Here is a 23,776-nt window from a genome sequence, read left to right on the forward strand (position 1 = left end):
ACGCTGGGCGTGTTCGGCAGCGGGGCCCCGCATTGGCTAACGTGCACGGTGTGACTGCTGAATCCACCCCGCTCGAATCCACCTCCCCGACGACCGGCGCCGTGGCCACCGGTCTGGCCACCATCGCCGCCGACGGCACCGTCCTCGACACCTGGTACCCCGCCCCCGCGCTGGCCGCCGAGCCCGGCCCGGCCGGCACCGTGCGCCTGACCCCCGAGCAGGCCGAGGCCGAGCTCGGCGCCGGCGCCGCCGACGCCCTGCGCGCCGACGCCCGCCGCGGCGTCGAGGTGGTCGCGGTGCGCACCACCATCGCCTCGCTGGACGAGAAGCCGCTGGACACCCACGACGTGTACCTGCGCCTGCACCTGCTCAGCCACCGCCTGGTCCAGCCGCACGGCCAGAACCTGGACGGCATCTTCGGCCTGCTCGCCAACGTCGCGTGGACCAGCATCGGCCCCGTCCCGGTGGACAAGGTCGAGCAGGCCCGCCTCGCCGTCCGCGCCCAGGGCGGCCAGCTGGCCGTGTACGGGATCGACAAGTTCCCGCGGATGACCGACTACGTCGCCCCGAGCGGCGTGCGCATCGCCCACGCCGACCGCGTCCGGCTCGGCGCCCACCTGGCGGCCGGCACCACCGTGATGCACGAGGGCTTCGTCAACTTCAACGCCGGCACCCTCGGCACCTCGATGGTCGAGGGCCGGATCAGCGCGGGCGTCGTGGTCGGCGACCACAGCGACATCGGCGGCGGCGCCTCGATCATGGGCACCCTGTCCGGCGGCGGCAAGCAGGTCGTCTCGGTCGGCGAGCGCTGCCTGCTCGGCGCCAACGCGGGCATCGGCATCTCGCTGGGCAGCGACTGCGTGGTCGAGGCCGGCCTGTACGTCACCGCGGGCACCCGGGTCACCACCCCGGACGGCACGGTCGCCAAGGCCGTCGAGCTGTCCGGCCAGGACAACCTGCTGTTCCGCCGCAACTCGCAGACCGGCGCGGTCGAGGTCATCGCCCGCTCCGGCTCCTGGGGCGGGCTGAACGCGGACCTGCACGCCCACAACTGACCCCTGTGGTCGGGTAGTCGGCGGCTCTTCAGGATCTGAAGGCCTTCGGGGGTCCGGCGCCGGGCGCGCCGGACCCCCTCGGCTTGCCGGGGGCTTCGTGTCGGCTTGCCGGGAGCATCGCGTCGGCGTGTCGGGAGGAGCATCGCGCCGGCGTGTGTGTCGGGGGCTCCGTGTCGGCGTGTCGGGGGCTCCGTGTCGGCGTGTCGGGGGCTCCGTGTCGGCGTGTCGGGGGCTTCGTGTCGGCGCGGAAGGGCGCGCTCTACGGGCGGCGGTGGCGCCCCGGGGCCTTCCGGTGGCGCGGCACCCCGTGGAGCGGCCGCCGTACGCCGTCCCCCTCGATCCCGTGCAGGATCCGTTGGGCGGCGGCGTAGTTCTCGGCCACCGTCTCCGGCAGCCACTGGTAGCCGTCCCAGCGCACGATCAGCCGCGGTTCGTCGGGCGCCACATGGGCGCCGCGCTGCCGGCCGACCGCGAGCCGTACCGCCCTCAACTGACCGACCGGCCGCAGCCGTTGCTCCCGCCGCTCGGCCCACGACGCCAGCGGTTCGTCCTCGTCCATCGGGCCAGTCTGGACTGCCGACGGCCGCGACCGACAGCCCCGTCACCCGACCGGGGGACACCGGCCGGACCGTGGCGACCGCGGCGTCCGCGGCGCCATGCGGCCGGCCTTCAGGAGGTCCGCAGGACGACGAGCTCCCGGGTCGCCCTGGTCATCGCGACATAACGGTCGACCGCCCCCTCGACGCCCCGGCCGAACGCCTCCGGGTCGACCAGGACCACCAGGTCGAACTCCAGCCCCTTGGCCAGCTCCGGGGTGAGCGAGCGGACCCGCGCGCGCTCCTCGAAGCCCTGTGCGCCGATGACGCAGGCGACGCCCTCGTCGTGCTCGGCGAGCCAGGAGTCCAGGACCTCCGCCAGCTCCGCCACCGACCCGTGCCGGACCGGAATGCCGCTGCTGCGCACCGAGGTCGGCACGTTGGCGTCCGGCAGCGCCGCCCGGATCTCCGGCTCGGCCTGCGCCATCACCTCTTCCGGTGTGCGGTAGTTGATGCTCAGCGAGGCCATGGTGGTGCGGTCGAGCCCGACCCGTTCGAGGCGCTCCTGCCACGACTCGGTGAAGCCGTGCCGGGCCTGGGCGCGGTCCCCGACGATGGCGAAGCTCCGGGACGGGCAGCGCAGCAGCAGCATCTGCCACTGCGCGTCGGTCAGCTCCTGGGCCTCGTCGACCACGATGTGGGCGAAGGGGCCGGCCAGCGGGTCCCCGTCGGCGCCGGACAGCGCGTCCTCGTCGATCAGGGTGTCCTGGAGGTCCTTGCCGCGCAGCATCGTCACCGCGCCCTCGCCGTCGTCGTCGGCCTGGAGCAGGTCACCGATCACGTCCGCCATCCGCTCGCGCTCGGCGGCCACCGAGGCCCGGTGGCGGTTGCGGCGCAGCGTGGCCTCGCGGTCGCCGAGCCGCTGGCGGGCCGCGTCCAGCAGCGGCAGGTCGGAGACCGTCCACGCCTGCGGGGCGTGCTTGCGCTGGAGCGCGCGGACCTCCTCGGGGGCCAGGTGGGGAGCGCACATCCGCAGGTAGGCGGGCACCGACCACAGGTCGCCGACCAGGTCGGCCGCTTCGAGCAGCGGCCAGGCGCGGTTGAGCGTCTCCACCAGTTCCCGGTCCTGTCGCAGCGAGCGCTGGAACAGCTCGGGCGTGACCTCCTCCTCGTCCTGCTCCAGCTTGTCCAGCAGGATCGCGGCCAGCTCGTCCCAGATCTGCTCGCGCGCCTCGTTGTGCGGGGTGCCCGGGCCCGGGGCGTCGAAGGCCTCGGACCAGTCCTCGGCGCTCAGCCAGAGGTCCGCCCAGTGGGTGGAGACCACCATGCCCTCGGTGGGCGGCTCCTCGTAGAACCGGATGGCCTTCTCGATCGCCCGCACCAGCTCGGCCGAGGACTTCAGCCGTGCGACCTCCGGGTCGGCCTCCTCCGCCGCGTCCGCGCCCTCGGGCAGCAAGTCCCGCAGGGTGCAGGTGCGCACGCCCTCCTCGCCGAGGCTGGGCAGGACGTCGGCGACGTAGTTCAGGTACGGCTGGTGCGGGCCGACGAACAGCACGCCGCCGCGCCGGTGGCCGAGGCGGGGGTCGGAGTACAGCAGGTAGGCGGAGCGGTGCAGGGCGACCACGGTCTTGCCGGTGCCGGGGCCGCCGTCGACCACCAGGGCGCCGCGCGAGCCGGCCCGGATGATCGCGTCCTGGTCGGCCTGGATGGTGGCGAGCACGTCCCGCATCCGGGCCGACCGGCTGCCGCCCAGGCCGGCGATGAAGGCGGACTGGTCGTCCAGCGCGGCGTGGCCCTCCAGGCCCTCGGCGGTGAACACCTCGTCCCAGTAGTCGGCGATCCGGCCGAGGGTCCAGCGGTACCGGCGGCGGCTGAGCAGGCCCATCGGGTCGCCGTGGGTCGCGGCGAAGAACGGCTCGGCCGCGGGCGAGCGCCAGTCGACCAGCAGGCGACGGCCCTCGCTGTCGGTCAGCCCCAGTCGGCCGACGTACAGGGGCTCGGCGTCCTCCGCGGTCACGATGCGCCCGAGGCACAGGTCCAGGCCGAAACGGCGCAGGGCGCGCAGCCGGGCGCTCAACCGGTGGACCTGGATGTCCCGGTCCATCGCCGCCTGCCCGGCGCCGCCCGGAGCCCGGCGCACCGCGTCGAGTTGCTCGGAGAGTTCGGCGATCGCCTGGTCCAGGCTCTCCGCGATGGCCGCGAAGTGCCGCTCGTCGGCCGCGATGAGCGCGGGGTCGGCCTTGGCGGACAGGCGCTCGGGGAGGTCGAAGGCACTGGTGGTCAGGTGGTTCATGGCATCAGCTCCGATCTGAGGCCTGTGATTGTGAGCCACCACGGGGGCCTTGCCGCAAGGCCCCCCATGCGCTATACGTTGAGAGTGGCAAGGGGTGGGTTTTCCCCCTTCCTGTTCCCTCGGGCCCGGGCCCGGACCTCCGCATCGGGCCTTCGGCCCTTTGGCGGGCCTCGCACGTTGGGCGCACCGGATGCGGGCAATTTCCGTATGCAGCAATCCCGTTGCTCTCTCGGCACGCCGAGACGGCAACGGGAAGCACTTCATGCGACCGGCCAGGGAGAACGCTGGGCGCCCTTACTGGAATGGCTCAGCAAGGGCGCCTCAGAGAAAGACCACCAGTCGCCCGCTGTCCGGCGACGCCTCAGCAACGTTGGCGCTGAGGGACGTTGGGAATGTGCGCTGGGAGATTCGTTGAACTCCTCCGAGCCGGCGGCGATGTGCGTCTTGGGCCCCGGCGCCGCGCCCACGCGGCGCCGGGCCCGCTACCCCTTGACCTCAACGGCGTGCACGGAGCAGGAAGTCGGCCGGGCCGACTTCCTGCTCCGGAACGGAGGCCTGTCAGGCGTGATGGTCGAACTCACCGGCCTTGATGCCGCGGAGGTGAGCGAAGAAGGCCTCGGGAGCGGTGCGAATGGTGTTTTTCCCGGGCCCCGGCGCCGCGAAGCGCGGCGCCGGGGCCCACATCTGGCTCTTTCCGCTTTCTCTGGGGCCCGCCCCCTCCCCCCTCCCCCTCCCCTCCCTCCTCCTCCCGCTCCTCCACCCACCTCCTCCGCCCTTGTAGCGTGGACCCCTAGCCCAGGCCGTGTTGCAGTGGCAACCCCGGCTCACCCGAGAGGCTTACGGCGCAACGGGGTTGGACCGCATCGGGTGGTGCGCGGTGACCGCTCGCCGGAACGACTCGTTGGTCGGTGCGGCACACCGCACCACCGATCCGAAGAGGTCCCCGTCATGTCCGAACCCTCTGCCACGCCGCACTCCCCGAGCCGCCCGGCAGGCTCGGCCGCCGGCGACTCGGCCTGGCCCGCGACCCCCAAGACCCTGCTTGAGCAGATGCAGGAACTGCTCGCCTCGGTGACCGCGGACCTCGCCGCGCTTCAGTCCGGCACCCGGACCACCCCGGCCGCCACCTACCCGGCCGACATCGACACCTCCGACGCCCCAGCCGCTCCGGGCACCCGGTAGTCCGGCGCCCGCTCCTCCTCCGTCGCCCCGCCCTCACCCGGCGGCCCGAGCCGGACCACGAGTAACGGCGAACCCCCGCCGGCCCGTTCCGGTTCCGCACCACCGAGCGCCGTCCGCACCACCCCTCCGCCCCGGTCGGCCGCCTCCCGCAACCGCGCGGTCACGTCCGTGCACTCCGACATCGCGTCGACGCCGTCGATGCACGTCCAGTACAGACTCTCGGTGTCGGCCCCGCAGGCCAGCACGACCAGCGTCTCCCCGACCTCCTGCAGCAGTTCGTCCAGCGCCCCCAACGTCGGCTCCAGTTCGCCGAGTTCGGTGAGCCGTCCGGCACACCCGCCGCTCACCGGCGTACCGCCGGCAGCGGACCTGTCCAGGCAGGCCGCCGCGTGCGCCCCCGCCTCGGACAGCTGCTGGCCGAGCCCCGTCAGCTCCTCGTCCTCGGACTCCGCCAGCCGGGCGCCCACCGCCTCAGTGAGCAGCGCGGCCTGCCGCGCCTCGCCCAGCACGTCCGGCACCTGCCTGGCCTCCGCCAGGGCGTGCCGGGCCGTCTTGATCAGTCGCAGCGCCTCCATGGCCCCCGCTCCTTCCGCTCGTCGTCGCCGTCGACCAGCACCGCCGCCGGGGCGGAGGGTGGTCACGGGGAGAGCGTGCAGAACGGGCGGGGCGGGCCGCATCCGGCTTGTCGGAAGCTGTGGAAAAACCGGGGGCTGTGGATAACTTCCGTCCCTCACAAGGCTGGTCAGCCCACGCCCGGGTTGACGTCGCTCGCTTCGTCCGGCGCCGGGAAACGGTGTTCGTTGCGGTCGATCTTGGCGGCGAGCGCCTCCAGCGGGTCCACCCCGACCACCGTGCAGAACTGCACCAGGTACGCCAGCACGTCCGCGACCTCGTCGCGCACCCGGTGGGCCCGCTCCGGATCGGACATCACCGCGGCCGCCTGCTCGGGCGTGAGCCACTGGAAGATCTCCAGCAGCTCGCCCGCCTCCACGCTCAGCGCCGCCGCCAGGTTCTTCGGCGTGTGGTACGGCTCCCACCGCCGGGCCGCCGCGAACTCCACCAGCCGCTGCCGCAGCCCTTCCAGGGTCAGCTCCCCGGCCTCCGCCGCGTCCCCGGGCACCCCGTCCACCGCAGGCTCCCCCGACCTCGTCGCTCGTTCGTTCACGCCCCCAGGTCTACCGCATCCCCGTCCCCGGCCCCAGCGGGGGCACCCTCACCCCGGGCCCCCGCCGAGCCCCCGGCAGCCGACGGACCACCCGCAGTCGACGGACCAGCGACGGCAGCCGAGCCCGCACCCCCCGCCGAGCCCTCCTCCCCGCGCCCGCACTGGACCGGCACCCGGGCCGTCTCCGGCCGCAGCACCGTCAGCCCCGTCGCCGGATCCCGTCGGCACTCCACCAGCGCCACCTCCCCCGTCGACTCCCCAGCCGCACCGAACGCCTCCCGCGCCGCCGCCGGCTCCTGCAGCGCGGCCACCACCCGCAGCTGATTGCGCCCCGCCATGTCCCGCGCCAGCCGCAGCAGCGAGGCGGCCTGTTCGGTGGCGAGCCCGGCCCCCAGGTCCTCGGCGAGCACCGTGAGCTGCCGGTGCGCCCACGGCACCTCGGCCGCCACGTCCAGGTCGAGCACCCCGGCCCCGGTCAGCAGCACCGCCGCGAAGGCGAGGTGGCGCAGCATGCCGTCGGAGGCCTGGTCGGCCCCGGTGCGCCCGAGCACCCCCTCGTCGAAGACGGCCAGCACCCGCCGTCCGCCCTCGCGCTCGGCGAGGGTGAGTCCGAGCAGCGGGTGCGGCGCGGCGGCCTGGACGGCCCGCAGCAGTTGCCCGTAGCGGCGCGGGCACTCGTGGGCGAGCCGGTTGATCACGGCCGAGATGTTGGCGGCGTTGCTGCGCAGCCTGGCCTGCGGGTCTGCCTTCGCCCAGCCGCGCATCAGCGCGGGGACGGGGTGCAGCGGGAAGACCTCGCGCAGCGCGGTGAGCAGGTCCTCGACCGCGGCCAGCACCAGCCGCTCGCCGGTGGACGAGCCGGCCACCCGCAGCGGCAGCTGCGCGGTGATCATGGTGCCGCTGGGGAGCGGCGCCCGGATGTCCCCCTGCCGGGTGTCGTTGTGCCAGCACACGTTGACGCGCCCGTGCCGGACGTCCTGCTCGCCGGTGTCGACCAGGATCCGGCCGTCGAGGCTGAGCGACTCCCGGGCGATCCGGACCGTCCCGTCGGTGCGGATCACCAGGTCGAGCCGGATCCGGCCGCGCGGTGAGCGGACGGTGCAGCCCAGGATGACGGCGTCCCGCCCGTGCGGCACGCACCCGTCCAGGCCGCCGCGCACGGGCGTGGCGAGCGGGCCGGTGCGGCCTGGCAGTCCGTTGAGGGAGCCGGTGATCTCCTCGCCGAGGGCGAGCCGGGACAGGACGGCCAGGGCATCGAGCGCGTTGGACTTGCCCACGCCGGCCGGTCCGTGGAGCACGGTGAGCGGCGCGAGGGGCAGGACGGCCCGCCGGTAGGACTTGAAGGCGGTGAGCCGCAGCTCCTCGACAGTGGGGCGGGGCACGGGTGGCCGGTCGGCCCCCGGAGCGCCGGCCGGGCGCAGTGGGGCCGGCCCGGCGGGCGCGGCGGCGTCGCGGTTCACCCGTCGGACGTTAGCCGCAGGCCGAGCGGGCGAAACGTCCCTGCTCGGCAGATTCATCCCAACGTGGAGGACCTGCCGCACACCGCTGACTACAGCGGACGCCGGTAGGCGGCCACCGTCACCGAGGCGGTCACCTCGACCGGTTCCGGCAGGGCCGCGAGGGCGGCCTCCAGCCGGTCGGCGTCGGTGTGCCAGGCGCTCGGGCCCATGCCGACGACGGTCCGGACGTCCTGGGCGCCGAGCCGCAGGGTGAACTCGACCGGCCGCTGGTCGACCGGCGTCAGGTACGGGCCGAGCTTCTCGTCGATCCGGCGCTGCTTGTCCTCGTCCACCGACAACAGGCCGAGGGCGTCCACGAGTTGGCGCAGGTGGCCGGCGGTGGGCGAGACCAGCAGCAGGGTGCCGCCGGGGCGCAGCACGCGGCGGATCTCGGGGCCGTTGCGCGGGGCGAAGACGTTGAGCATCAGCTCGGCGGAGCCGTCGCGCAGCGGCAGCGGGCGCCAGGCGTCGCAGACCACGGCGCCGATCCGGGGGTGGGCCCTGGCGGCGCGGCGCAGGGCGAACTTGGAGATGTCGAGGGCGGCGCCGACCCGGTCGGGCAGGGCGTCCAGGACGTGCGCCAGGTAGTGGCCGGTACCGGCGCCGAGGTCGGCGACCAGGCCGTGCGGGCCGTCCAGGCCGTGCGGGGCATCCATGCCGCCCAGCCCGTCCGTGCCGTCCGATCCGGCACCGCCCGCCGACGGCGCGGCGCCGACCAGGGCCGTGGCGGCGTCGGCGAGGGCGTCGGCGATCGGCCGGTAGTGCCCGGCGGCGAGGAAGTCGGCGCGGGCGGCGACCATATCGGCGGTGTCCCCGGTGCCGGTGTGGGCGTCACCGGCGAGGAGGCTGACGTAGCCCTGCTTGGCGAGGTCGAAGCTGTGCCCGGCGGGGCAGCGCAGGCTGCGCTCGTGCCGGGTGAGGGCCTGCGCGCAGTGGGGGCAGGCCAGGTAGGGCTCGATGTCCTGCAGCAACGTTCCGTCTTCTCTCGCCGTTCGGCCCCGGCCGGTCAGGGGGCGCCAGCCAGCCTAACCACCCCCGGCCTCCGGCGGCCGCCTCGGCTCCCGGGCCCACCCCGCCGACACCGGCGATCAGCCCGGCCGCCTCCGCTCCCGCGCCCACCTCGCCGACACCGGCGATCAGCCCGGACGCGTCGGCGACCGGCCGCCGCCGGTACCCGGAGCTCACCCCAGGGACAGCCCGACCCGACCCCGCTCCGCCGCGACCCGCAGCACGAGCCCGGCGAGCGCCTCGGGCGCGCCGGGCCGCCCGCGCACCCCCGGGAAGGCGTTGACGTCCACGATCACCGGCTCGGCGGCCCCGTCCAGCAGGTCGACCCCGTACACCTGCAGTCCGAACACCTCCCCCACCCGCAGCGCGAGCGCGGCCAGGCCCGCGGGCGGCTCCCACTCCCCCGCGTCCGCCAACCCGCCGCCCGCGGAGGAGAGTTCGGAGCGGCGCCGGGCCGCGAACAGCTGCCCGTCGACCACCCACAGTTTCTGGTCCCAGCCGCTGCCCGGCACGTACGGCTGGGTGACGACCTCCTCCTCCGGCCGGCGCTCGACGAGTTCGCGCAGCCGGGCCGGGCCGTCGACCAGGGCGACCAGGTCGTGGCGCCGGCTGTGCCGGCTCTTCACCACGAAGGGGCGACCCGGGTAGGTGAGTTCGGCCAGCCGGCCGGCCGTGACGGTGTTCGCGAACGGCAGCCCGGCGCTGAGGGCGAGCTCCGCCATCCGCACCCGGTCCTGGCAGAGTTCCGTGGCCGCCGCCGAGTTGACGACGACCGCGCCCCGCTGCTCCAACTCCCTCGCCAGCGAGAGCGCTTGCGGCGTGCGCGCCTTGAGCAGGTAGACGTCGGCCGACGAGTCCCCGCAACCGCCCGGCTCGACGACCTCGACCCGGCATCCCCGCCGCACCAGCAGTTCGGCGGCGGCGGCGAGCACCGGATGCCCCGGGTCGCGCGCGATCAGCCCGACCTTCACCGCAACTCACCGTCCACCAGGCCGAGTCGGCCGTAGTCCTCGCCGCCCGCCGGTACCAGTGAGGGCACCGACACCGCCGTGCCGCTGCGCGCGAGGCGCAGCACCGCCCGGGCGACCCGCGCCACCGCGTCCGGCACCTGCCGGAAGCTCGGGAAGTCGTTGATGTCCACCACCACCGGCCCGTCCGGCCCGAGCAGCACGTCGACCCCGTACAGGTCGAGCCCGAAGACCTCGCCCACCTGCGCGGCGATCCGCGCGACGCTCGCCGGAAGCGGCACCTGCCGCTCGCGCACGCCCTCCCCGGGGTGCAGCGGGGAGGAACGTTCCGTTGCGAAGAGTTCGCCGTCGACGCAGTACACCTTGAGGTCCGTGCCGCTGTTGGGCACGTACGGCTGCGCGATCAGCAGCCCCTCCCCGGCGAGTTCGGTCCCGAGGCCGATCAGGTCGTCGGGCCCGGCCACCAGTCGTACGCCGCGCCCGGAGCTGCCGTCCGCCGGCTTGACCACCAGCGGGTACTCGGCGGCCGGGATCTCGGCGAGCCGTTCCCAGCGGGCGGCGGCGTAGGTGACCGGGACGGGCAGGCCGCGGGTGCGGGCGATCACCGAGGCGAGCGCCTTGTCCCGGACGCCGCGGATCGAGCGGACGTCGTTGACCGTGGTGAGGCCCACTGCGGCGGCCGCCTCCAGCAGGGTGAGCCCGGGGCCGCCGGAGACCGTCTTGAGCACCCAGGCGTCGTGGCTGCCGGCCCGGACCGCCTCGGAGATCGCCATCAGCGAGTCCCCGGGGCGCACCACGTCCACCCGGTGCCCCCACGTGGTGAGTTGGCGTGCCACGTCCAGTGGCATGCCGTCCCGCCGGTAGTGCTCCTCCACCAGAAAGCAGAGCCTCATGGGCCTGACTTCCCCCTTGCCTCGCTGAGTCCGGACGTCCGCCGTCCCCCTCGGCAGAGCTGTGAAGGCCTCAGCATGCCCGGCGTACACGCACAAGATCACCGCGAGCTGGTAAGCGTTCGGCAACAATCGAACCCCCGAAGGCCTCACACCCGTACGGCCGCCGCACGAAACGCGCGCCCGCCACCCGAAACAGCGGCGCCGCACAAAACGGTGGCGCCCCACCGGTGGCCCTGCTTGGATGCACGCCGTGACTTCAGCTGATCATCTTTCCGACCCCGTCCTCCTCGACGGCATCGAGCGCTACTACGACGCCGTGCCCCGCAGCGCCGCCATCGCCGAGGACTTCGGCCCGCTGACCCTGTTCGTCCGCAGGGGCAGCACCGGCTGGCACTACTACGCCCGCCCGACGCCCGGCCACGACGGCCCGGCCGCCACCGCCGAGGACGTCCGCCGGGTGCTGGAGCGGCAGCGGGAGCTGGGCCTGCCGGAGGCCTTCGAGTGGGTCGCCGAGCGGAACCCCGAGCTGCGCGCGGCGGTGGAGGCGGCCGGGCTGACGGTGCACGAGCACCCGCTGCTGGTGCTCGGCCCGCAGGACGAGGCGGCCCCGGCCCCGGCTCTCCCGGAGCGGACCGAGGTGCGGGTGCTGGCCGCGGACGCCCCCGAGCTGGCCCACGCGGTCGCCGTCCCGCACGTGGCCTTCAGCAACCCGGGCACCGCCACCGGCGACGCCGGGGCGGCCGAGCTGGCCGCGAGCGCGGCGACGCTGTCGGCCGACGGCGGCGTGGCGCGGATCGCGCAGCGGATCACCGACGGAGTCACCGTGCTGGCCGCCGCGCTGGAGGGCCCCGACGTGCTGTGCGCGGGCCAGCACAACCCGGTGGGCCAGGTCACCGAAGTGGTCGGGGTCGGCACGCTCCCCTCCGCCCGGCGGCGCGGGCTGGGCCTGGCGGTCACCGCGGCCCTGGTGGCGCACGCCCGCGCCCACGGCGTGCGGACGCTGTTCCTCTCCGCCTCGGACGAGGACGTCGCCCGGATCTACCGCCGGGCCGGCTTCCGCCCGTTCGCGACCGCCCTCATCGCGGAGCCGGCCGCCCCGGAGGCCGGGCAGGACGCCCGGCAGGGCTCCGAGGCGTAGGGGCCGACGGCCGACGGGAACGGGGTCGGCACTCAGTCGTCGTCCTCGTCCTCGTCCTCCGCCCCGGTGACGCCCTCCCCCTCCGCCTCGTCGACCACCCAGGCCGCCAGCCGCTCGGCGACCCCGGACACCCCCAGCCGCCCTTCCCGGATGGCCCGGGAGAGGCTGCGCACCTCGCGCGCGGTGGTGGCGACGGTGCAGCCGCTGGCGACGAGGTAGGCGTAGGCGACGGCGGTCGCGAAGAGCTCGTTGGTCTTCTCCAGGGCCGGCACCCGGATCAGCTGGTGCATCAGCGCGGCCGCGCGATCCTGCGGTTCGGGGTAGACGGAGATGTCGAAGATCTCGGCCTGGTGCCGGGTGACGGCCGCGAGCAGCGAGCCGTAGTCGGTGACCTGCGGGTCACCGGGCGTGTACTGCTCGGCGGTCATGAGCAGCCACGAGAGGTCGACCTCCAGCTTCAACGGCGCACGTCCTGGAGCTCGCCCGAGTCCCCGAACTCGGCGAGGAAGGCCGTCTCGTACTCCTTCATGAACTGCGCGGCGGCGTCGATGAAGGCCCGTCCCGACTCACCCATGTCCTGCTGGACGAGGCGCTCGATGTACTGGTTCATGCTGATCCCCTGCTGCTCCGCCCGTTCCCGGGCCATCTCCGCGGTCGTGGCGTCCACTCGGACGTTCAGCTGCTTCTTACCCATGCCGTTCAAGCTAGCGCTGAAGTGCTAGCACAACAAGGGCGCGCGCACCCCGGCCGTACACCTCCCGCACGCCCCCGCGCCACCTTGAGGCCGCGGACCGGTCAGATCCCTGCCCCCGGCGCCGGCCGGCGCATCTCCGGGTGTGACCGGACCTACCCTGAACCTGACCGGATCTGACTTGAAGAGTCCTTCCCCATCCGGGACTCTGAACTCCCCCGAGCGTTCCCCGAGCGGCACCGACCGGTTTTTCTGGAGGCCGGCAATGACAGCCATGTTCGACCAGGAGCTGCGCGAGCAGCTCGCCCAGGCCCGGCGGGACCTCGCAGCGGCCCGGACCGAAGGGGACGCCGACGGCGTCCAGGCGTACGAGGGCCGGATCGCCTCGCTCCTCAGGCTCGCCGCCCAGCACGGCATCGACCTTCCGCACAGCGCCGACGAAGAGGAACGCAACGACTGACCGCGCCCGCGGAGCACACCGCGCGCACCCCTGCAAACGCCATGCGACACCCGCCACGCCACACCCGGCACACACGCGCAGCACGCCCGCAACGCCAGGAGGCGGCCCCCGTACGCCACGGGGTGCCGCCTCCTCGCTGTCCTGTCCTGTCCGGGCCGTCCGGCGCCGGACGCGGGGATCACTCCCCGACGGGCTCCAGGATCGCCACGCACTCGAAGTGGTGCGTCATCGGGAACAGGTCGAAGGCCCGCAGCGAGACCGGCCGGTAGCCGCCCTCGCGGAAGAACTTCAGGTCCCGGGCGAGCGCCGCCGGGTCGCAGGCCACGTACGCGATCCGGCGCGCCTCCAGGCCGACCAGGTGCGCGACGGTCTCCCGGCCGGCGCCCGAGCGCGGCGGGTCCAGCACGATCAGGTCGGTGGCGGTGATGCCGGTGCGCGGCAGCAGCGTCTCGACCCGGTCGCACTCGATCCGCACGTTGTCCAGCGCGGCCAGGTTGTGCCGGGCGTCGACCACGGCCTGCTTGGCGGACTCGATGCCGAGCACCGCGCCGTCCTCGCCGACCCGGTCCGCCAGCGCGCCCGCGAACAGACCGACCCCGCAGTACAGGTCGAGGGCGTTCTCGCCCCACTGCGGGTCCAGGCCGTCCAGCACCGCGTCGACCAGGGTGTCCGGCGCCTCCGGGTGGATCTGCCAGAAGCCGCCGTTGCTGACCCGCCAGGTCCGCCCGGCCGCACGCTCGCGCACGAAGCTGCGCCCGTGCACCTTGTGCACGTCGCCCTGGTCGTCGATCCGGGCGATCGACACCGGCTTGTCCAGCTCGACCAGCGGCAGCTGGGCGCCGTCGCGCGGGGTCAGCACCACCTGGCGGTCCGAGGAGCCGCTCGCGGCGATCGCCTCGACGCTCGCCACGCCCGGCCAGTCCCGGGACTCGATGCCCAGCTCGCTGACACCCTCGGCGGCGATCAGGCAGCGGTCGATCGGCTGCACCTCGTGCGAGCGGTGCTTGCGCAGCCCGACCTTGCCGCTCCGCGCGTCCACCGCGTACTGCACCCGGGTGCGCCAGGCCGGCACCTGCCCGGCCGGCAGCTTGCCGCCGACCGGCTCGACGCTGCCGTCCCAGCCCGCCTCGGCCGGGGTCAGCCCGGCCAGCTTCGCGAGCTGCTCGGTCAGCACCGCCGCCTTGAGCTTGCGCTGCCCGCCCGGGGTCACGTGCTGCCAGTCGCAGCCGCCGCACTTGCCGGGCCCGGCGAACGGGCACGGCGCCTCGATCCGGTCCTTGGCGGGCTCCAGCACCTCCACCGCGTCCGCGCGCAGGAACCGCGAGGTCGTGGTGCCGTCGGTCACCAGCGCGACCACCCTCTCGCCGGGCAGCGCGTGCCGGACGAACAGCACCCGCCCCTCGTGCCGGGCCACGCAGTGCCCGCCGCCGTGCGCGACCGGACCGACCTCGACCTCGTAGCGCTGACCGGCCAGCGGCTCCCCGGAGGGCGCCTCCGGCCGGGACGTCCGCGCCGCCGCAGCGCGCAGCGCCTTCGGGGGCCGCACCGCCTGCTTGCGCGGCGCCTTCCGCGCGGCACCGGCACCGGCAGCGCCCGCAGCGCCCTTGCCGTCCCGCGAGTCCCGGGCCTGCTTCTCGCTCCGCGCCGGCTTCTCGCCCCGCACGGGCTTCTCGCCCCGCGCCGGCTTGTCGCCCCGCAGCGGCTTCTCCGCCGGAGCCTCCCCCGGCACGACCGGCGCCGTGCGCGCCGTCAGCCCCTCACGGTCGGTGGCCTCCGGCCGGTTCGGCCGGCCCCAGCGCGGCCGGGCCACCTGCCCGGGCTGGGAGCCGCCCCGACGGGCGCCCTTGCCCTTGCCGGAGGCGCCGGAGGAGCCCGAGGAGCGGGGCGGAGTGTTGCGCGTCACTGGGAGGAATCCTTGCTGCGGTCGGTGGCACCGGCGACGGTCGCACCGGTACGGACGGAATCCTTCGACTTTACGGCCTTCGGAGCCCGAGGCTCGCCACGGCGGACGGACCCGGGCGGCGACCAGGCCTTCTGCGGCCTGCGCCGCTCCGAGGACTCCAGCTGCCAGGGCACCGAGGTCACCATCACCCCGGGCTTGAACAGCAGCCGCCCCTTGAGCCGCAACGCGCTCTGGTTGTGCAGCAGGTGCTCGTACCAGTGGCCCACCACGTACTCGGGGATGTACACCGAGACCACGTCCCGCGGGCTGCTGCCCCGCAGGTTCTTCACGTAGTCGAGCACCGGCCCGGTGATCTCCCGGTACGGCGAGTCCAGCACCTTGAGCGGCACCTCGATGCCGCGCTCGTCCCACTCCCGCCGCAGCGCCGCCGTGTCGTCCGGGTCGACGTTGACGGTGACCGCCTCCAGGGTGTGGGCCCGGGCCAGCCTGGCGTACGCGAGGGCGCGCAGCGCCGGCTTGTGCAGCTTGGAGACCAGCACGATGGCGTGCACCCGGGTCGGCAGCGCCACGTCGTCCGGCTCCTCGGCGGCGGTGAGCTCGTCGGAGATCCGGTCGTAGTGGCGGCGGATGCCCTTCATCATCACGAACAGCACGACCATCGCGGCGATCGCGATCCAGGCGTGGCCGATCTTGGTGACCAGGACGACGATCAGCACCGCCATGGTCATCACCAGGCCGAAGCCGTTGATCGCCCGGCTGCGCTGCATGTGGCGCCGCTTGGCCGGGTCGGTCTCGGTGCGCAGCAGCCTGGTCCAGTGCCGGATCATGCCGGACTGGCTCATGTTGAAGGAGACGAAGACGCCGACGATGTAGAGCTGGATCAGCCGGTTCGGGTCCGCGTTGAAGGAGATGATCAGCAGGATCGCGGCGATCGCCAGCAGGATGATGCCGTTGGAGAAGGCCAGCCGGTCGCCGCGGGTGTGCAACTGGCGCGGCAGGTAGCGGTCCTGGGCGAGGATCGAGCCGAGCACCGGGAAGCCGTTGAAGGCGGTGTTGGCGGCCAGCACCAGGATCAGGCCGGTGACGGCGGCGACGAAGTAGAAGCCGGGCGTGAAGTTGCTGAAGACGGCCTCGCTGATCTGCGCCAGCGCGGTCTTCTGGTGGTAGTCGGAGCCCGCGCCGACGAGCTGCTCGGCCGGGTTCTCGGCCATCTGCACGCCGGTCAGCCGGGCCAGCCAGATGATGCCCATGAACATCACCACGGCGACGGTCGCCATCATCAGCAGGGTGGTGGCCGCGTTCTTGCTCTTGGGCTTGCGGAAGGCGGGCACGCCGTTGGAGATCGCCTCGACACCGGTGAGCGCGGCGCAGCCGGAGGAGAAGGACTTCAGCAGCAGGAACACCATCGCGAACCCGGCCAGCGATCCGTTGCCCGGGGTGGCCTCCAGGTGGAAGCCGGAGCTCTCGGCGGGCATGTCCTGGCCGAGCACGAAGTGCCGCAGGAAGCCGTAGCCGACCATCCCGATCACGCCGATCATGAAGGCGTAGGTGGGCACCGCGAAGGCGCTGCCGGATTCGCGCACGCCGCGCAGGTTCATGCCCATCAGCAGCACGACCACGACGACCGACACGATCGTCTCGTGTCCGCGCAACGCGGGGACGGCGGAGACCACGTTGGCGACGCCCGAGGTGGTGGACACGGCGACGGTCAGCACGTAGTCGACCATCAGGGCCGCGGCGACCACCAGGCCGGCGGCCGGACCGTGGTTGACGGTCGCCACCTCGTAGTCGCCGCCCCCGCTGGGGTAGGCGTGCACGTTCTGGCGGTAGGAGGCGACGACGGCGAGCATCACGATCGCCACCACGACGCCGATCTGCCAGGAGAAGTGGATCGCCGAGGCCCCCGCGACGGAGAGCGTGAGCAGGATCTCCTCGGGGGCGTACGCGACCGAGGAGAGCGCGTCCGAGGCGAAGACGGGCAGCGCGATCCGCTTGGGGAGCAGGGTCTCCCCGAGCTTGTCGCTGCGAAGGGCGCGCCCGATCAGGATGCGTTTCGGAAGGTCAGTCGGCATAGGCACGTTAAGGAATCGTAGGCGCTCGCCGGGCAATGCTCCGCCGTTTGTCCCCCCCTTCGTCGCGACTGCGTTCGGTGGACCGGCTAGCGTGTCGGATACGAGTCGGCGGGCAACACTGTGGTTGTCGAGCGGTGGCCAGCCGGCACCCCCACGAGGACCCTCGTCCCGGAAAGCCGGGCGGGAAAGGGAGATGAACGGTGTTTGCGCAGGTCAATAGCCCTACGGGACGGGTGAGGTAGCGCCGGTGCACATCGTCATCATGGGCTGCGGCCGCGTGGGCTCGGCCCTCGCGAGAGCGCTGGAGAAACAGGGCCACTCGGTCGCCGTGGTCGACCAGGACCCGACCGCGTTCCGTCGGTTGGGTGCGGGGTTCAACGGGCGCCGGGTGACCGGCGTCGGTTTCGACCAGGACACCCTGCGCGAGGCGGGCATCGAGGAGGCCGGCGCCTTCGCCGCCGTCTCCAGCGGTGACAACTCCAACATCATCGCCGCCCGGGTCGCCCGGGAGACCTTCGGTGTGGAGAACGTCGCGGCCCGCATCTACGACCCGCGCCGCGCCGAGGTGTACCAGCGTCTGGGCATCCCGACCGTGGCGACGGTCCGCTGGACGGCCGACCAGATGCTGCGCCGGCTGCTGCCGAGCGGTGCCGAGCCGCTGTGGCAGGACCCGAGCGGCAGCGTGCAGCTGGCCGAGGTCGCGTACCACCCGGACTGGGTGGGCCAGCGGATCAGCCGCCTGGAGGAGGCCTCCGGCGCCCGGGTGTCGTTCGTCACCCGGCTCGGTGAGGGCGTGCTGCCCTCGCCGCAGATGGTGGTGCAGGAAGGCGACCTGGTGCACGTCATGCTGCGCCGGGCCGACCTGACGGCGGTGGAGGCCGCGTTCGCGCAGGGGCCGAAGGAGGAGGGTCACTGATGCGGGTCGCCATTGCCGGGGCCGGTGCCGTGGGCCGCTCGATCGCGGGCGAGCTGCTGGAGAACGGTCACGAGGTCCTGCTGATCGACAAGAACCCGAACGCCATCTCGGTGGAGCGGGTGCCCATGGCGGAGTGGCTGCTGGCCGACGCCTGTGAGATCACCTCGCTGGACGAGGCGGCGCTGCAGCGCTGCCACGTGGTGATCGCCGCGACCGGTGACGACAAGGTCAACCTGGTCGTGTCGCTGCTCGCCAAGACCGAGTACGCGGTGCCGCGGGTGGTCGCCCGGGTGAACAACCCGAAGAACGAGTGGCTCTTCAACGAGTCCTGGGGCGTGGACGTGGCCGTGTCCACCCCGCGCCTGATGTCCGCGCTGGTCGAGGAGGCGGTCAGCGTCGGCGACCTGGTCCGCCTGATGCGCTTCAGCCAGGGCAACGCCAACCTGGTCGAGCTGACCCTGGCCGCCGAGGCCGAGCTGGTCGGCACCCGGGTCGGCGGGGTCGCCTGGCCGCAGGACACCGCGCTGGTGAGCATCATCCGCGAGGGCCGGGTGCTGGTGCCGGGCAAGGACGACACCCTGGAGGGCGGCGACGAGCTGCTCTTCGTCGCCGCGCAGGAGCGCGAGGAGGAGCTGGAGCAGCTGCTGTCGGCGACCTCCGGCGCCCAGTAGGACCTGCCGCCGAACGGCAGACGGCCGAGGGCCCGCATCCCCGTCGCGGGGTGCGGGCCCTCGGCCGTGCTGCCGGGCTGCGGTGCTGATGGACTGCCGGGCTGCCGGGCTGATGCGCTGATGGGCTGATGGGCTGATGGACTGCCGGACCTGCCGTAGCGGCTACTTGGCCGGCTCCTCCTCGTCCTCGTCCACCGGCGCCTTGATCGGCGGCGGCGCCTTCAGCAGGATCTGCCAGGTGACGTACATCGCCAGCAGCAGCGGCGGGATGCCGAGGGCGACCTTCAGCCAGCCGAGCAGGTTGACGTTGTGGGTGAAGTACAGCGGGAAGAGGATCACCGGCTTGAGGCCCATGATCACCACCCAGGCCCAGGTCGCCTTGGTGTACGCGGCGAGGCGGCCGGGGTTCTCCTTGCGCCAGGTGAACATCTCGCCGGTGATCGGGCCGAGCATCACCCCGATCATCGGCCAGCGCGCCAGGGCGGAGACCGCCAGGGCGATGCAGTAGCCGACGTTCCAGAGCAGGCCGGGCAGGTAGAAGTCCTCGGCCTTGCCGCTCTTCATCGCGATCCAGGCGCCGAGGGCGACGCCGAACACGCCGCTGAAGGCGTGCTGGATGGTCTCCCGCCGGGCCAGCCGGGCCACCACGAACAGCGCGCTCAGGCCGAGCGCGGCCCAGGCGGCGGCGCTGACCTGGTGGGTGACGTTGTAGGTGACGATGAAGACCAGGCCGGGCAGCGTCATGTCGATCATGCCGCGCACGCCGCCGAAGGCCTGCAGGACGGTGTCGGCGGCCTCCTTGGAGGCGGCCTTGCGGGCGGCCTCGGCGGCCGCCGGGTCCAGGGGCCGGTCGTCGGCGGCGTCCAGGTCGATCCGGGCGGCGGCGTCGCCGCCGGGGTGGTTGCTCACGCTCACTCGCTCCCGTGTCCGACCGGACGCAGCTCATAGCGGGGGTTGAAGAGCACGCGGCGCCCGCGTGCGTGGCTGATCCGGCCGCTGGCGACCAGCCGGCGGCCCGGCTCTATGCCGGCGATCGAGCGGCGGCCCAGCCAGACGACCTCCAGCGCCTCGGTGCCGTCGAAGAGCTCGGCCTCCAGGGCCGGCACCCCGGCCCGCGGGCGGAGCGTCACCGTGCGCAGCGTGCCCGCGACGGTGACCAGCTGACGGTCGGAGCAGCCGGCGATCGGCGTGCAGCCCGACTCGGCGGCGCTCTCCTGGCGCAGGTCCTCGGCGTCCAGTTCCTCCGCCGAGGAGGTCAGCCGGCTGAGCATGCGGCGGAACCGCCCCTGCGGCTGGCCGCTGCTGTTGTCACCACTCATGTCGGCAGGGTACCGGTTTCCGGGCCCCCGGCGGCAGGAGCCGCAGCCGCCAGGGGCCGCCCCGGTCAGCTCTCGAAGCGGTAGCCCATGCCCGGTTCGGTGATGAAATGGCGCGGGTGCGAGGGGTCGCGCTCCAGCTTGCGGCGCAGCTGGGCGAGGTAGACCCGCAGGTAGTTGGTCTCGGTGCGGTACGCCGGGCCCCACACCTCCTGGAGCAGCTGGGTCTGGCTGACCAGCCGTCCGGCGTTGCGGACCAGCACCTCCAGCAGGTGCCATTCGGTGGGCGTGAGGCGTACGTCGGTACCGTCCCGGTTGACCTTCTTGGCGGCGAGGTCGACGGTGAAGCTCTCCGTGACGACCAGCGAGTCGTCCTCCCCGGCCACCGGCTCGGCCCGGCGCACGGCGGCCCGCATCCGGGCGAGCAGCTCGTCCATCCCGAAGGGCTTGGTGACGTAGTCGTCGGCGCCGGCGTCCAGGGCCTCGACCTTCTCGTCGGAGGCGTGCCGGGCGGACAGCACGATGATCGGCACCCGGGTCCAGCCGCGCAGACCGCGGATCACCTCGACGCCGTCCATGTCGGGCAGGCCCAGGTCGAGCACGACGACGTCCGGATGGCGGGCGGCGGCGAGTTCCAGGGCGCTCGCGCCGTCGTGGGCCGCGTCGACCTCGTACTTGCGGGCCTTCAGGTTGATCACCAGTGCGCGGACGATCTGCGGTTCGTCGTCCACCACGAGGACCCGGGTCATTTACGGGCTCCGCCTTTCGGGCTGTCGGTTCTTACGGACTGTGTGTCGGCTCTTACCACGACGTGCGCCGTCGCCGGTTCCCACGGGACCGGCCGGGGCCGAGGGAGCGGCCGGTCTCATGGGATCAGCTGCGGGAGCGGATCGTGGCCGTCGCCGCTCGGCTCGGGCGGTTCGTCCGGCTCGGGCGGCCGCTCGACCGCGGGCAGGCTGACGACCATGGTGAGGCCGCCGCCCGGCGTGTCCTCAGCGGTGACGGTGCCGTCCATCGCCTCGACGAACCCGCGCGCCACCGCGAGCCCGAGGCCCACCCCGGCGCCGCGCGGAGCGTCCCCGTAGCGCTGGAACGGCGCGAAGATCCGCTCCTTGGCTTCCTCCGGGACACCCGGCCCGCGGTCCACGATCCGCAGCTCGACCCGGCCGGGCCGCCCGGGCTGCTCCAGGGCGTCGGCCTTGACCAGGACCCTGACGCCGTCCGGGCTGTACTTGACGGCGTTCTCGACCAGGTTGGCCAGCGAGCGCTCCAGCAGCCCGCCGTCGGCCCGGATCATCGGCAGCGTCTCCGGGACCTCCAGCCGGACGGACTCCGGCGGCACGCCGCCGAGCGCGTACGGCACCACCTCGTCCAGGTCGGTCTCCTGGATCAGCGGGGTGACGGTGCCGGTCTGCAGCCGGCTCATGTCGAGCAGGTTGTTGATCAGGTGGTCGAGCCGGTCGGCCCCGGCCTCGATCCCGGCCAGCAGCTCGGCCTCGTCCTCCGGGTCCCACTCGACGTCGTCCGAGCGCAGCGAGCTCACCGAGGCCTTGATCCCCGCCAGCGGAGTGCGCAGGTCGTGCGAGACCGCGGCCAGCAGGGCGGTCCGGATCCGGTTGCCCTCGGCCTCCCGGCGGGCCACCACGGCCTCCCGGGCGAGGCGGCGGCGTTCCAGCACCACGGCGGCCTGGGCCGCGAAAGCCCCCAGCAGCCGCCGGTCCGCGCCGGGCAGCACCCGGCCGCGCAGCACCAGGGCCAGGCTCTCGCCGACCGGCACGTCCACGTCGGCTTCCTCGGGGCGTTCCGGCGGGCGCGGCCCGGCGGTGGCGACCGGCAGCCAGCCGCCGGTCGGCTCGGGACGCTCCAGCAGGGCCGCGCTCTCCTGCCCGAAGGTCTCCCGGACCTGCTCCATCAGCGCGGTCAGCACCCCGTCTCCGTTCGGCGCGCCGCGCAGCACCGTGCCGGCCAGCGCGCTGAGCGTCTGCGCCTCGGTCTGGGCCCGGGCCGCCTGGTGGGTGCGCCGGGCCGCCAGGTCCACCACGGAGGCGACCGAGCAGCCGACGACGGTGAATATCGCCACCGCCATGATGTTCTCCGGCTCGTTGATGGAGAACGTGTGCAGCGGCGGCGTGAAGTAGAAGTTCAGCACCGAGGAGCCGACCAGCGCCGAGCCGATCGACGGCAGCAGCCCGCCGACCAGCGCCGCGAGCACCGTCAGCGACAGGAACAGCAGCATGTCGGTGGACAGGCCCAGCCCGCCGATCGTGGTCAGCACGAGCGCCAGCAGCGGCGGACCGGCCAGCCCGATCAGCCAGCCCGCGACGGTCCGGGTCCGGCCCAGGTCGGTGATCCGGCGCACGGGTATCTTGCCGCGGCGCCCGTGCCCGGCGTGCTCGTGGGTGACCATGTGGACGTCGATGTCCCCGGCCTTCTGGGTGACGAGGGTGCCCACGCCCGGCCCGTACAGGTACTGCCAGCGGGGCCGGCGGCTGGTGCCCAGCACGATCTGGGTGGCGTTCACCCCGCGGGCGAAGTCCAGCAGGCCACCGGCCGGGTCGTCGCCCAGGACGTTGTGGAAGGACCCGCCGAGGCTCTCCACCAGCACGCGCTGCTCCAGCAGAGTCTGCGGCGAACCGGAGCCCGCGAGGCCGTCCGAGCGGGAGATGTGCACGGCCAGCAGCTCGCCGCCGGAGACCCGGGCCGCGATGCGGGCCGCCCGGCGGATCAGCGTCGCCCCCTCCGGGCCGCCGGTCAACCCGACCACGATCCGCTCCCGGGCCTGCCAGATGCCCTCGATGCCCTGCTCGGCACGGTACTTCTGCAGGTACTCGTCCACCCGGTCCGCGGTCCACAGCAGCGCCAGTTCGCGCAGCGCGGTCAGGTTCCCCGGGCGGAAGTAGTTGGCGAGCGCGGCGTCGATCTTCTCCGGGGTGTACACGTTGCCGTGCGCCAGCCGCCGCCGCAGCGCCTGCGGGGACATGTCCACCAGCTCGATCTGGTCCGCCCGGCGGACCACCTCGTCGGGGACGGTCTCCCGCTGGCGCACCCCGGTGATGCCCTCGACCGCGTCGCCGAGCGACTCCAGGTGCTGGACGTTCACCGTGGAGATCACGTCGATCCCGGCCGCGAGCAGCTCCTCGACGTCCTGCCAGCGCTTCTCGTTGCGGCAGCCGGGCACATTGGTGTGGGCCAGCTCGTCCACCAGCGCCACCTCGGGACGGCGGGCCAGGACGGCGTCCAGGTCCATCTCCGAGAACCTCGCGCCCCGGTGCACCACCTGCTGCCGCAGCACGACCTCCAGCCCGGCGACCAGGTCCGCGGTCCGGCGCCGGCCGTGGTCCTCCACGAACGCCACCACGACGTCCGTGCCACGCTCCTGCCGCCGGTGCGCCTCGGCGAGCATGGCGTACGTCTTGCCGACCCCGGGGGCCGCCCCGAGGTAGATGCGCAGCCTGCCTCGTCCCATGAGCACCATTCTTGATCCGGCCCTGCCCGAGAGCCACCCCCGGACACCTGTTCCCCCGCCTTCGAGACTACGGCGTGACCAGCGATATTCCGCTGATCAGAGCGGTGATCATGCGGTTTTAGCGGCATATTGACGGAGGACCAGCCACTCGGCGGGGGTGACTGGGAGCGACCGGCCGGCCGCGGTCCGAAGTGGCGGCGCAATAGGAGGGAAACGCGAAGAACCCCCATCCGGAATCCGGATGGGGGTTCTTCTGAATGATTGTTCGGCGGCGTCCTACTCTCCCACAGGGTCCCCCCTGCAGTACCATCGGCGCTGTGAGGCTTAGCTTCCGGGTTCGGAATGTAACCGGGCGTTTCCCTCACGCTATGACCACCGAAACACTATGAAACTGTCGACCCGCCGACAAGGCGGTCGTTGTTTCAGAACAACACAGTGGACGCGAGCAACTGAGGACAAGCCCTCGGCCTATTAGTACCGGTCAACTCCACCCCTCACAGGGCTTCCATATCCGGCCTATCAACCCAGTCGTCTACTGGGAGCC

At 73.4% G+C, this 23,776-nt stretch carries 22 protein-coding genes and 2 rRNA genes; 6 read left to right on the forward strand and 18 right to left on the reverse strand.

Going from position 1 to position 23,776, the window contains the following annotated elements:
- Positions 1 to 50 precede the first annotated feature (50 nt).
- Positions 51 to 1,055: a 2,3,4,5-tetrahydropyridine-2,6-dicarboxylate N-succinyltransferase gene (gene dapD, locus ACZ6Z8_RS08245; protein WP_465607437.1), complete on the forward strand. Its 1,005-nt coding sequence runs from the start codon at positions 51 to 53 to the stop codon at positions 1,053 to 1,055.
- 259 nt (positions 1,056 to 1,314) lie between these two features.
- Here the strand turns inward: dapD and ACZ6Z8_RS08250 are convergent, their stop codons facing one another.
- Complete coding sequence (locus ACZ6Z8_RS08250; RefSeq protein WP_465607438.1) at positions 1,315 to 1,614, reverse strand: DUF6087 family protein; 300 nt, start codon at positions 1,612 to 1,614, stop codon at positions 1,315 to 1,317.
- Positions 1,615 to 1,724: 110 nt separating this feature from the next.
- Positions 1,725 to 3,884, reverse strand: coding sequence for an RNA polymerase recycling motor ATPase HelR (helR, locus tag ACZ6Z8_RS08255; RefSeq protein WP_465607439.1), 2,160 nt, complete (start codon positions 3,882 to 3,884; stop codon positions 1,725 to 1,727).
- Positions 3,885 to 4,832: 948 nt separating this feature from the next.
- Here helR and ACZ6Z8_RS08260 point away from each other — a divergent pair.
- Entirely contained in the window at positions 4,833 to 5,066 is a 234-nt protein-coding gene (locus tag ACZ6Z8_RS08260) for a hypothetical protein (protein WP_465607440.1), read from the forward strand.
- On the opposite strand, the gene ACZ6Z8_RS08265 is transcribed toward ACZ6Z8_RS08260, so the two are convergent.
- The 6 genes from ACZ6Z8_RS08265 to ACZ6Z8_RS08290 all read right to left on the reverse strand — a co-directional run bounded on the left by ACZ6Z8_RS08265 (position 5,012) and on the right by ACZ6Z8_RS08290 (position 10,599).
- Positions 5,012 to 5,641, reverse strand: a complete 630-nt coding sequence (locus tag ACZ6Z8_RS08265; RefSeq protein WP_465607442.1) for a DUF6099 family protein — start codon at positions 5,639 to 5,641, stop codon at positions 5,012 to 5,014. The two genes, ACZ6Z8_RS08260 and ACZ6Z8_RS08265, sit on opposite strands and share 55 nt — an antisense overlap.
- 167 nt (positions 5,642 to 5,808) lie before the next feature.
- On the reverse strand, positions 5,809 to 6,195 hold the full coding sequence (locus ACZ6Z8_RS08270; protein ID WP_465607444.1) for a nucleotide pyrophosphohydrolase: 387 nt from the start codon (positions 6,193 to 6,195) through the stop codon (positions 5,809 to 5,811).
- Between the two features lie 32 nt (positions 6,196 to 6,227).
- Entirely contained in the window at positions 6,228 to 7,691 is a 1,464-nt protein-coding gene (locus tag ACZ6Z8_RS08275; RefSeq protein WP_465607446.1) for an AAA family ATPase, read from the reverse strand.
- An 89-nt stretch (positions 7,692 to 7,780) separates the two neighbouring features.
- Positions 7,781 to 8,701 (reverse strand): putative RNA methyltransferase, encoded by a 921-nt coding sequence (locus tag ACZ6Z8_RS08280; RefSeq protein ID WP_465607448.1) that lies wholly within the window; start codon positions 8,699 to 8,701, stop codon positions 7,781 to 7,783.
- Positions 8,702 to 8,911: 210 nt separating this feature from the next.
- Positions 8,912 to 9,709 carry an ATP-grasp domain-containing protein gene (locus tag ACZ6Z8_RS08285; RefSeq protein WP_465607450.1) on the reverse strand — a complete coding sequence of 266 codons (798 nt, stop codon included), beginning with the start codon at positions 9,707 to 9,709 and terminating at the stop codon, positions 8,912 to 8,914.
- A complete protein-coding gene (locus ACZ6Z8_RS08290; RefSeq protein ID WP_465607452.1) occupies positions 9,706 to 10,599 on the reverse strand; it encodes an ATP-grasp domain-containing protein in 894 nt (297 codons plus the stop codon). Before ACZ6Z8_RS08290 ends, ACZ6Z8_RS08285 begins: the two co-directional genes overlap by 4 nt.
- 250 nt (positions 10,600 to 10,849) lie before the next feature.
- Here ACZ6Z8_RS08290 and ACZ6Z8_RS08295 point away from each other — a divergent pair, with 250 nt between their 5' ends.
- Entirely contained in the window at positions 10,850 to 11,737 is an 888-nt protein-coding gene (locus ACZ6Z8_RS08295; RefSeq protein WP_465607454.1) for a GNAT family N-acetyltransferase, read from the forward strand.
- A 32-nt stretch (positions 11,738 to 11,769) separates the two neighbouring features.
- Here ACZ6Z8_RS08295 and ACZ6Z8_RS08300 read toward each other — a convergent pair whose 3' ends face one another.
- Both ACZ6Z8_RS08300 and ACZ6Z8_RS08305 read right to left on the reverse strand, forming a co-directional pair.
- Positions 11,770 to 12,198, reverse strand: a complete 429-nt coding sequence (locus tag ACZ6Z8_RS08300; protein ID WP_188305350.1) for a fic family toxin-antitoxin system, toxin component — start codon at positions 12,196 to 12,198, stop codon at positions 11,770 to 11,772.
- Positions 12,195 to 12,431 carry a toxin-antitoxin system HicB family antitoxin gene (locus ACZ6Z8_RS08305; RefSeq protein WP_030291064.1) on the reverse strand — a complete coding sequence of 79 codons (237 nt, stop codon included), beginning with the start codon at positions 12,429 to 12,431 and terminating at the stop codon, positions 12,195 to 12,197. Before ACZ6Z8_RS08305 ends, ACZ6Z8_RS08300 begins: the two co-directional genes overlap by 4 nt.
- A 262-nt stretch (positions 12,432 to 12,693) precedes the next feature.
- Here ACZ6Z8_RS08305 and ACZ6Z8_RS08310 point away from each other — a divergent pair, with 262 nt between their 5' ends.
- A complete protein-coding gene (locus ACZ6Z8_RS08310; protein WP_465607455.1) occupies positions 12,694 to 12,888 on the forward strand; it encodes a hypothetical protein in 195 nt (64 codons plus the stop codon).
- 178 nt (positions 12,889 to 13,066) lie between these two features.
- On the opposite strand, the gene ACZ6Z8_RS08315 is transcribed toward ACZ6Z8_RS08310, so the two are convergent.
- Positions 13,067 to 14,362, reverse strand: coding sequence for a class I SAM-dependent RNA methyltransferase (locus ACZ6Z8_RS08315; RefSeq protein WP_465607516.1), 1,296 nt, complete (start codon positions 14,360 to 14,362; stop codon positions 13,067 to 13,069).
- A gap of 425 nt (positions 14,363 to 14,787) precedes the next feature.
- Entirely contained in the window at positions 14,788 to 16,863 is a 2,076-nt protein-coding gene (locus ACZ6Z8_RS08320) for an APC family permease (protein WP_465607517.1), read from the reverse strand.
- 247 nt (positions 16,864 to 17,110) lie between these two features.
- Here ACZ6Z8_RS08320 and ACZ6Z8_RS08325 point away from each other — a divergent pair, with 247 nt between their 5' ends.
- Together ACZ6Z8_RS08325 and ACZ6Z8_RS08330 are read left to right on the forward strand one after the other, a co-directional pair.
- Entirely contained in the window at positions 17,111 to 17,779 is a 669-nt protein-coding gene (locus tag ACZ6Z8_RS08325) for a potassium channel family protein (protein WP_465607457.1), read from the forward strand.
- Positions 17,779 to 18,450, forward strand: a complete 672-nt coding sequence (locus tag ACZ6Z8_RS08330) for a potassium channel family protein (RefSeq protein ID WP_402830387.1) — start codon at positions 17,779 to 17,781, stop codon at positions 18,448 to 18,450. The genes ACZ6Z8_RS08325 and ACZ6Z8_RS08330 overlap by 1 nt, the downstream gene beginning before the upstream one ends.
- 162 nt (positions 18,451 to 18,612) lie before the next feature.
- On the opposite strand, the gene ACZ6Z8_RS08335 is transcribed toward ACZ6Z8_RS08330, so the two are convergent.
- The 6 genes from ACZ6Z8_RS08335 to ACZ6Z8_RS08360 all read right to left on the reverse strand — a co-directional run.
- Positions 18,613 to 19,359 carry a DUF3159 domain-containing protein gene (locus tag ACZ6Z8_RS08335; protein WP_465607459.1) on the reverse strand — a complete coding sequence of 249 codons (747 nt, stop codon included), beginning with the start codon at positions 19,357 to 19,359 and terminating at the stop codon, positions 18,613 to 18,615.
- 2 nt (positions 19,360 to 19,361) lie between these two features.
- Positions 19,362 to 19,769: an OB-fold nucleic acid binding domain-containing protein gene (locus ACZ6Z8_RS08340; RefSeq protein WP_030291048.1), complete on the reverse strand. Its 408-nt coding sequence runs from the start codon at positions 19,767 to 19,769 to the stop codon at positions 19,362 to 19,364.
- Between the two features lie 65 nt (positions 19,770 to 19,834).
- Positions 19,835 to 20,515, reverse strand: coding sequence for a response regulator (locus tag ACZ6Z8_RS08345; RefSeq protein ID WP_033351413.1), 681 nt, complete (start codon positions 20,513 to 20,515; stop codon positions 19,835 to 19,837).
- A gap of 116 nt (positions 20,516 to 20,631) precedes the next feature.
- The gene (locus ACZ6Z8_RS08350) at positions 20,632 to 23,232 is read right to left on the reverse strand and encodes an ATP-binding protein (protein ID WP_465607461.1); all 2,601 of its coding nucleotides are present in this window, start codon (positions 23,230 to 23,232) and stop codon (positions 20,632 to 20,634) included.
- A 263-nt stretch (positions 23,233 to 23,495) separates the two neighbouring features.
- Positions 23,496 to 23,612 (reverse strand): 5S ribosomal RNA (rrf, locus tag ACZ6Z8_RS08355).
- 71 nt (positions 23,613 to 23,683) lie between these two features.
- Positions 23,684 to 23,776, reverse strand: a 23S ribosomal RNA gene (locus ACZ6Z8_RS08360); the annotation flags it as partial.

This window comes from Kitasatospora sp. NPDC101108 (assembly GCF_055584725.1).

Excerpts from the sequence above, each read along its gene's own strand:
- ACZ6Z8_RS08260 (WP_465607440.1), top strand. The coding sequence starts at position 4,833 with ATGTCCGAACCCTCTGCCACGCCGCACTCCCCGAGCCGCCCGGCAGGC.
- ACZ6Z8_RS08340 (WP_030291048.1), bottom strand. The coding sequence starts at position 19,769 with ATGAGTGGTGACAACAGCAGCGGCCAGCCGCAGGGGCGGTTCCGCCGC.
- ACZ6Z8_RS08305 (WP_030291064.1), bottom strand. The coding sequence starts at position 12,431 with ATGGGTAAGAAGCAGCTGAACGTCCGAGTGGACGCCACGACCGCGGAG.
- ACZ6Z8_RS08320 (WP_465607517.1), bottom strand. The coding sequence starts at position 16,863 with ATGCCGACTGACCTTCCGAAACGCATCCTGATCGGGCGCGCCCTTCGC.
- ACZ6Z8_RS08330 (WP_402830387.1), top strand. The coding sequence starts at position 17,779 with ATGCGGGTCGCCATTGCCGGGGCCGGTGCCGTGGGCCGCTCGATCGCG.
- ACZ6Z8_RS08265 (WP_465607442.1), bottom strand. The coding sequence starts at position 5,641 with ATGGAGGCGCTGCGACTGATCAAGACGGCCCGGCACGCCCTGGCGGAG.
- ACZ6Z8_RS08290 (WP_465607452.1), bottom strand. The coding sequence starts at position 10,599 with ATGAGGCTCTGCTTTCTGGTGGAGGAGCACTACCGGCGGGACGGCATG.
- helR (WP_465607439.1), bottom strand. The coding sequence starts at position 3,884 with ATGAACCACCTGACCACCAGTGCCTTCGACCTCCCCGAGCGCCTGTCC.
- ACZ6Z8_RS08310 (WP_465607455.1), top strand. The coding sequence starts at position 12,694 with ATGACAGCCATGTTCGACCAGGAGCTGCGCGAGCAGCTCGCCCAGGCC.
- ACZ6Z8_RS08345 (WP_033351413.1), bottom strand. The coding sequence starts at position 20,515 with ATGACCCGGGTCCTCGTGGTGGACGACGAACCGCAGATCGTCCGCGCA.
- ACZ6Z8_RS08250 (WP_465607438.1), bottom strand. The coding sequence starts at position 1,614 with ATGGACGAGGACGAACCGCTGGCGTCGTGGGCCGAGCGGCGGGAGCAA.
- ACZ6Z8_RS08350 (WP_465607461.1), bottom strand. The coding sequence starts at position 23,232 with ATGGGACGAGGCAGGCTGCGCATCTACCTCGGGGCGGCCCCCGGGGTC.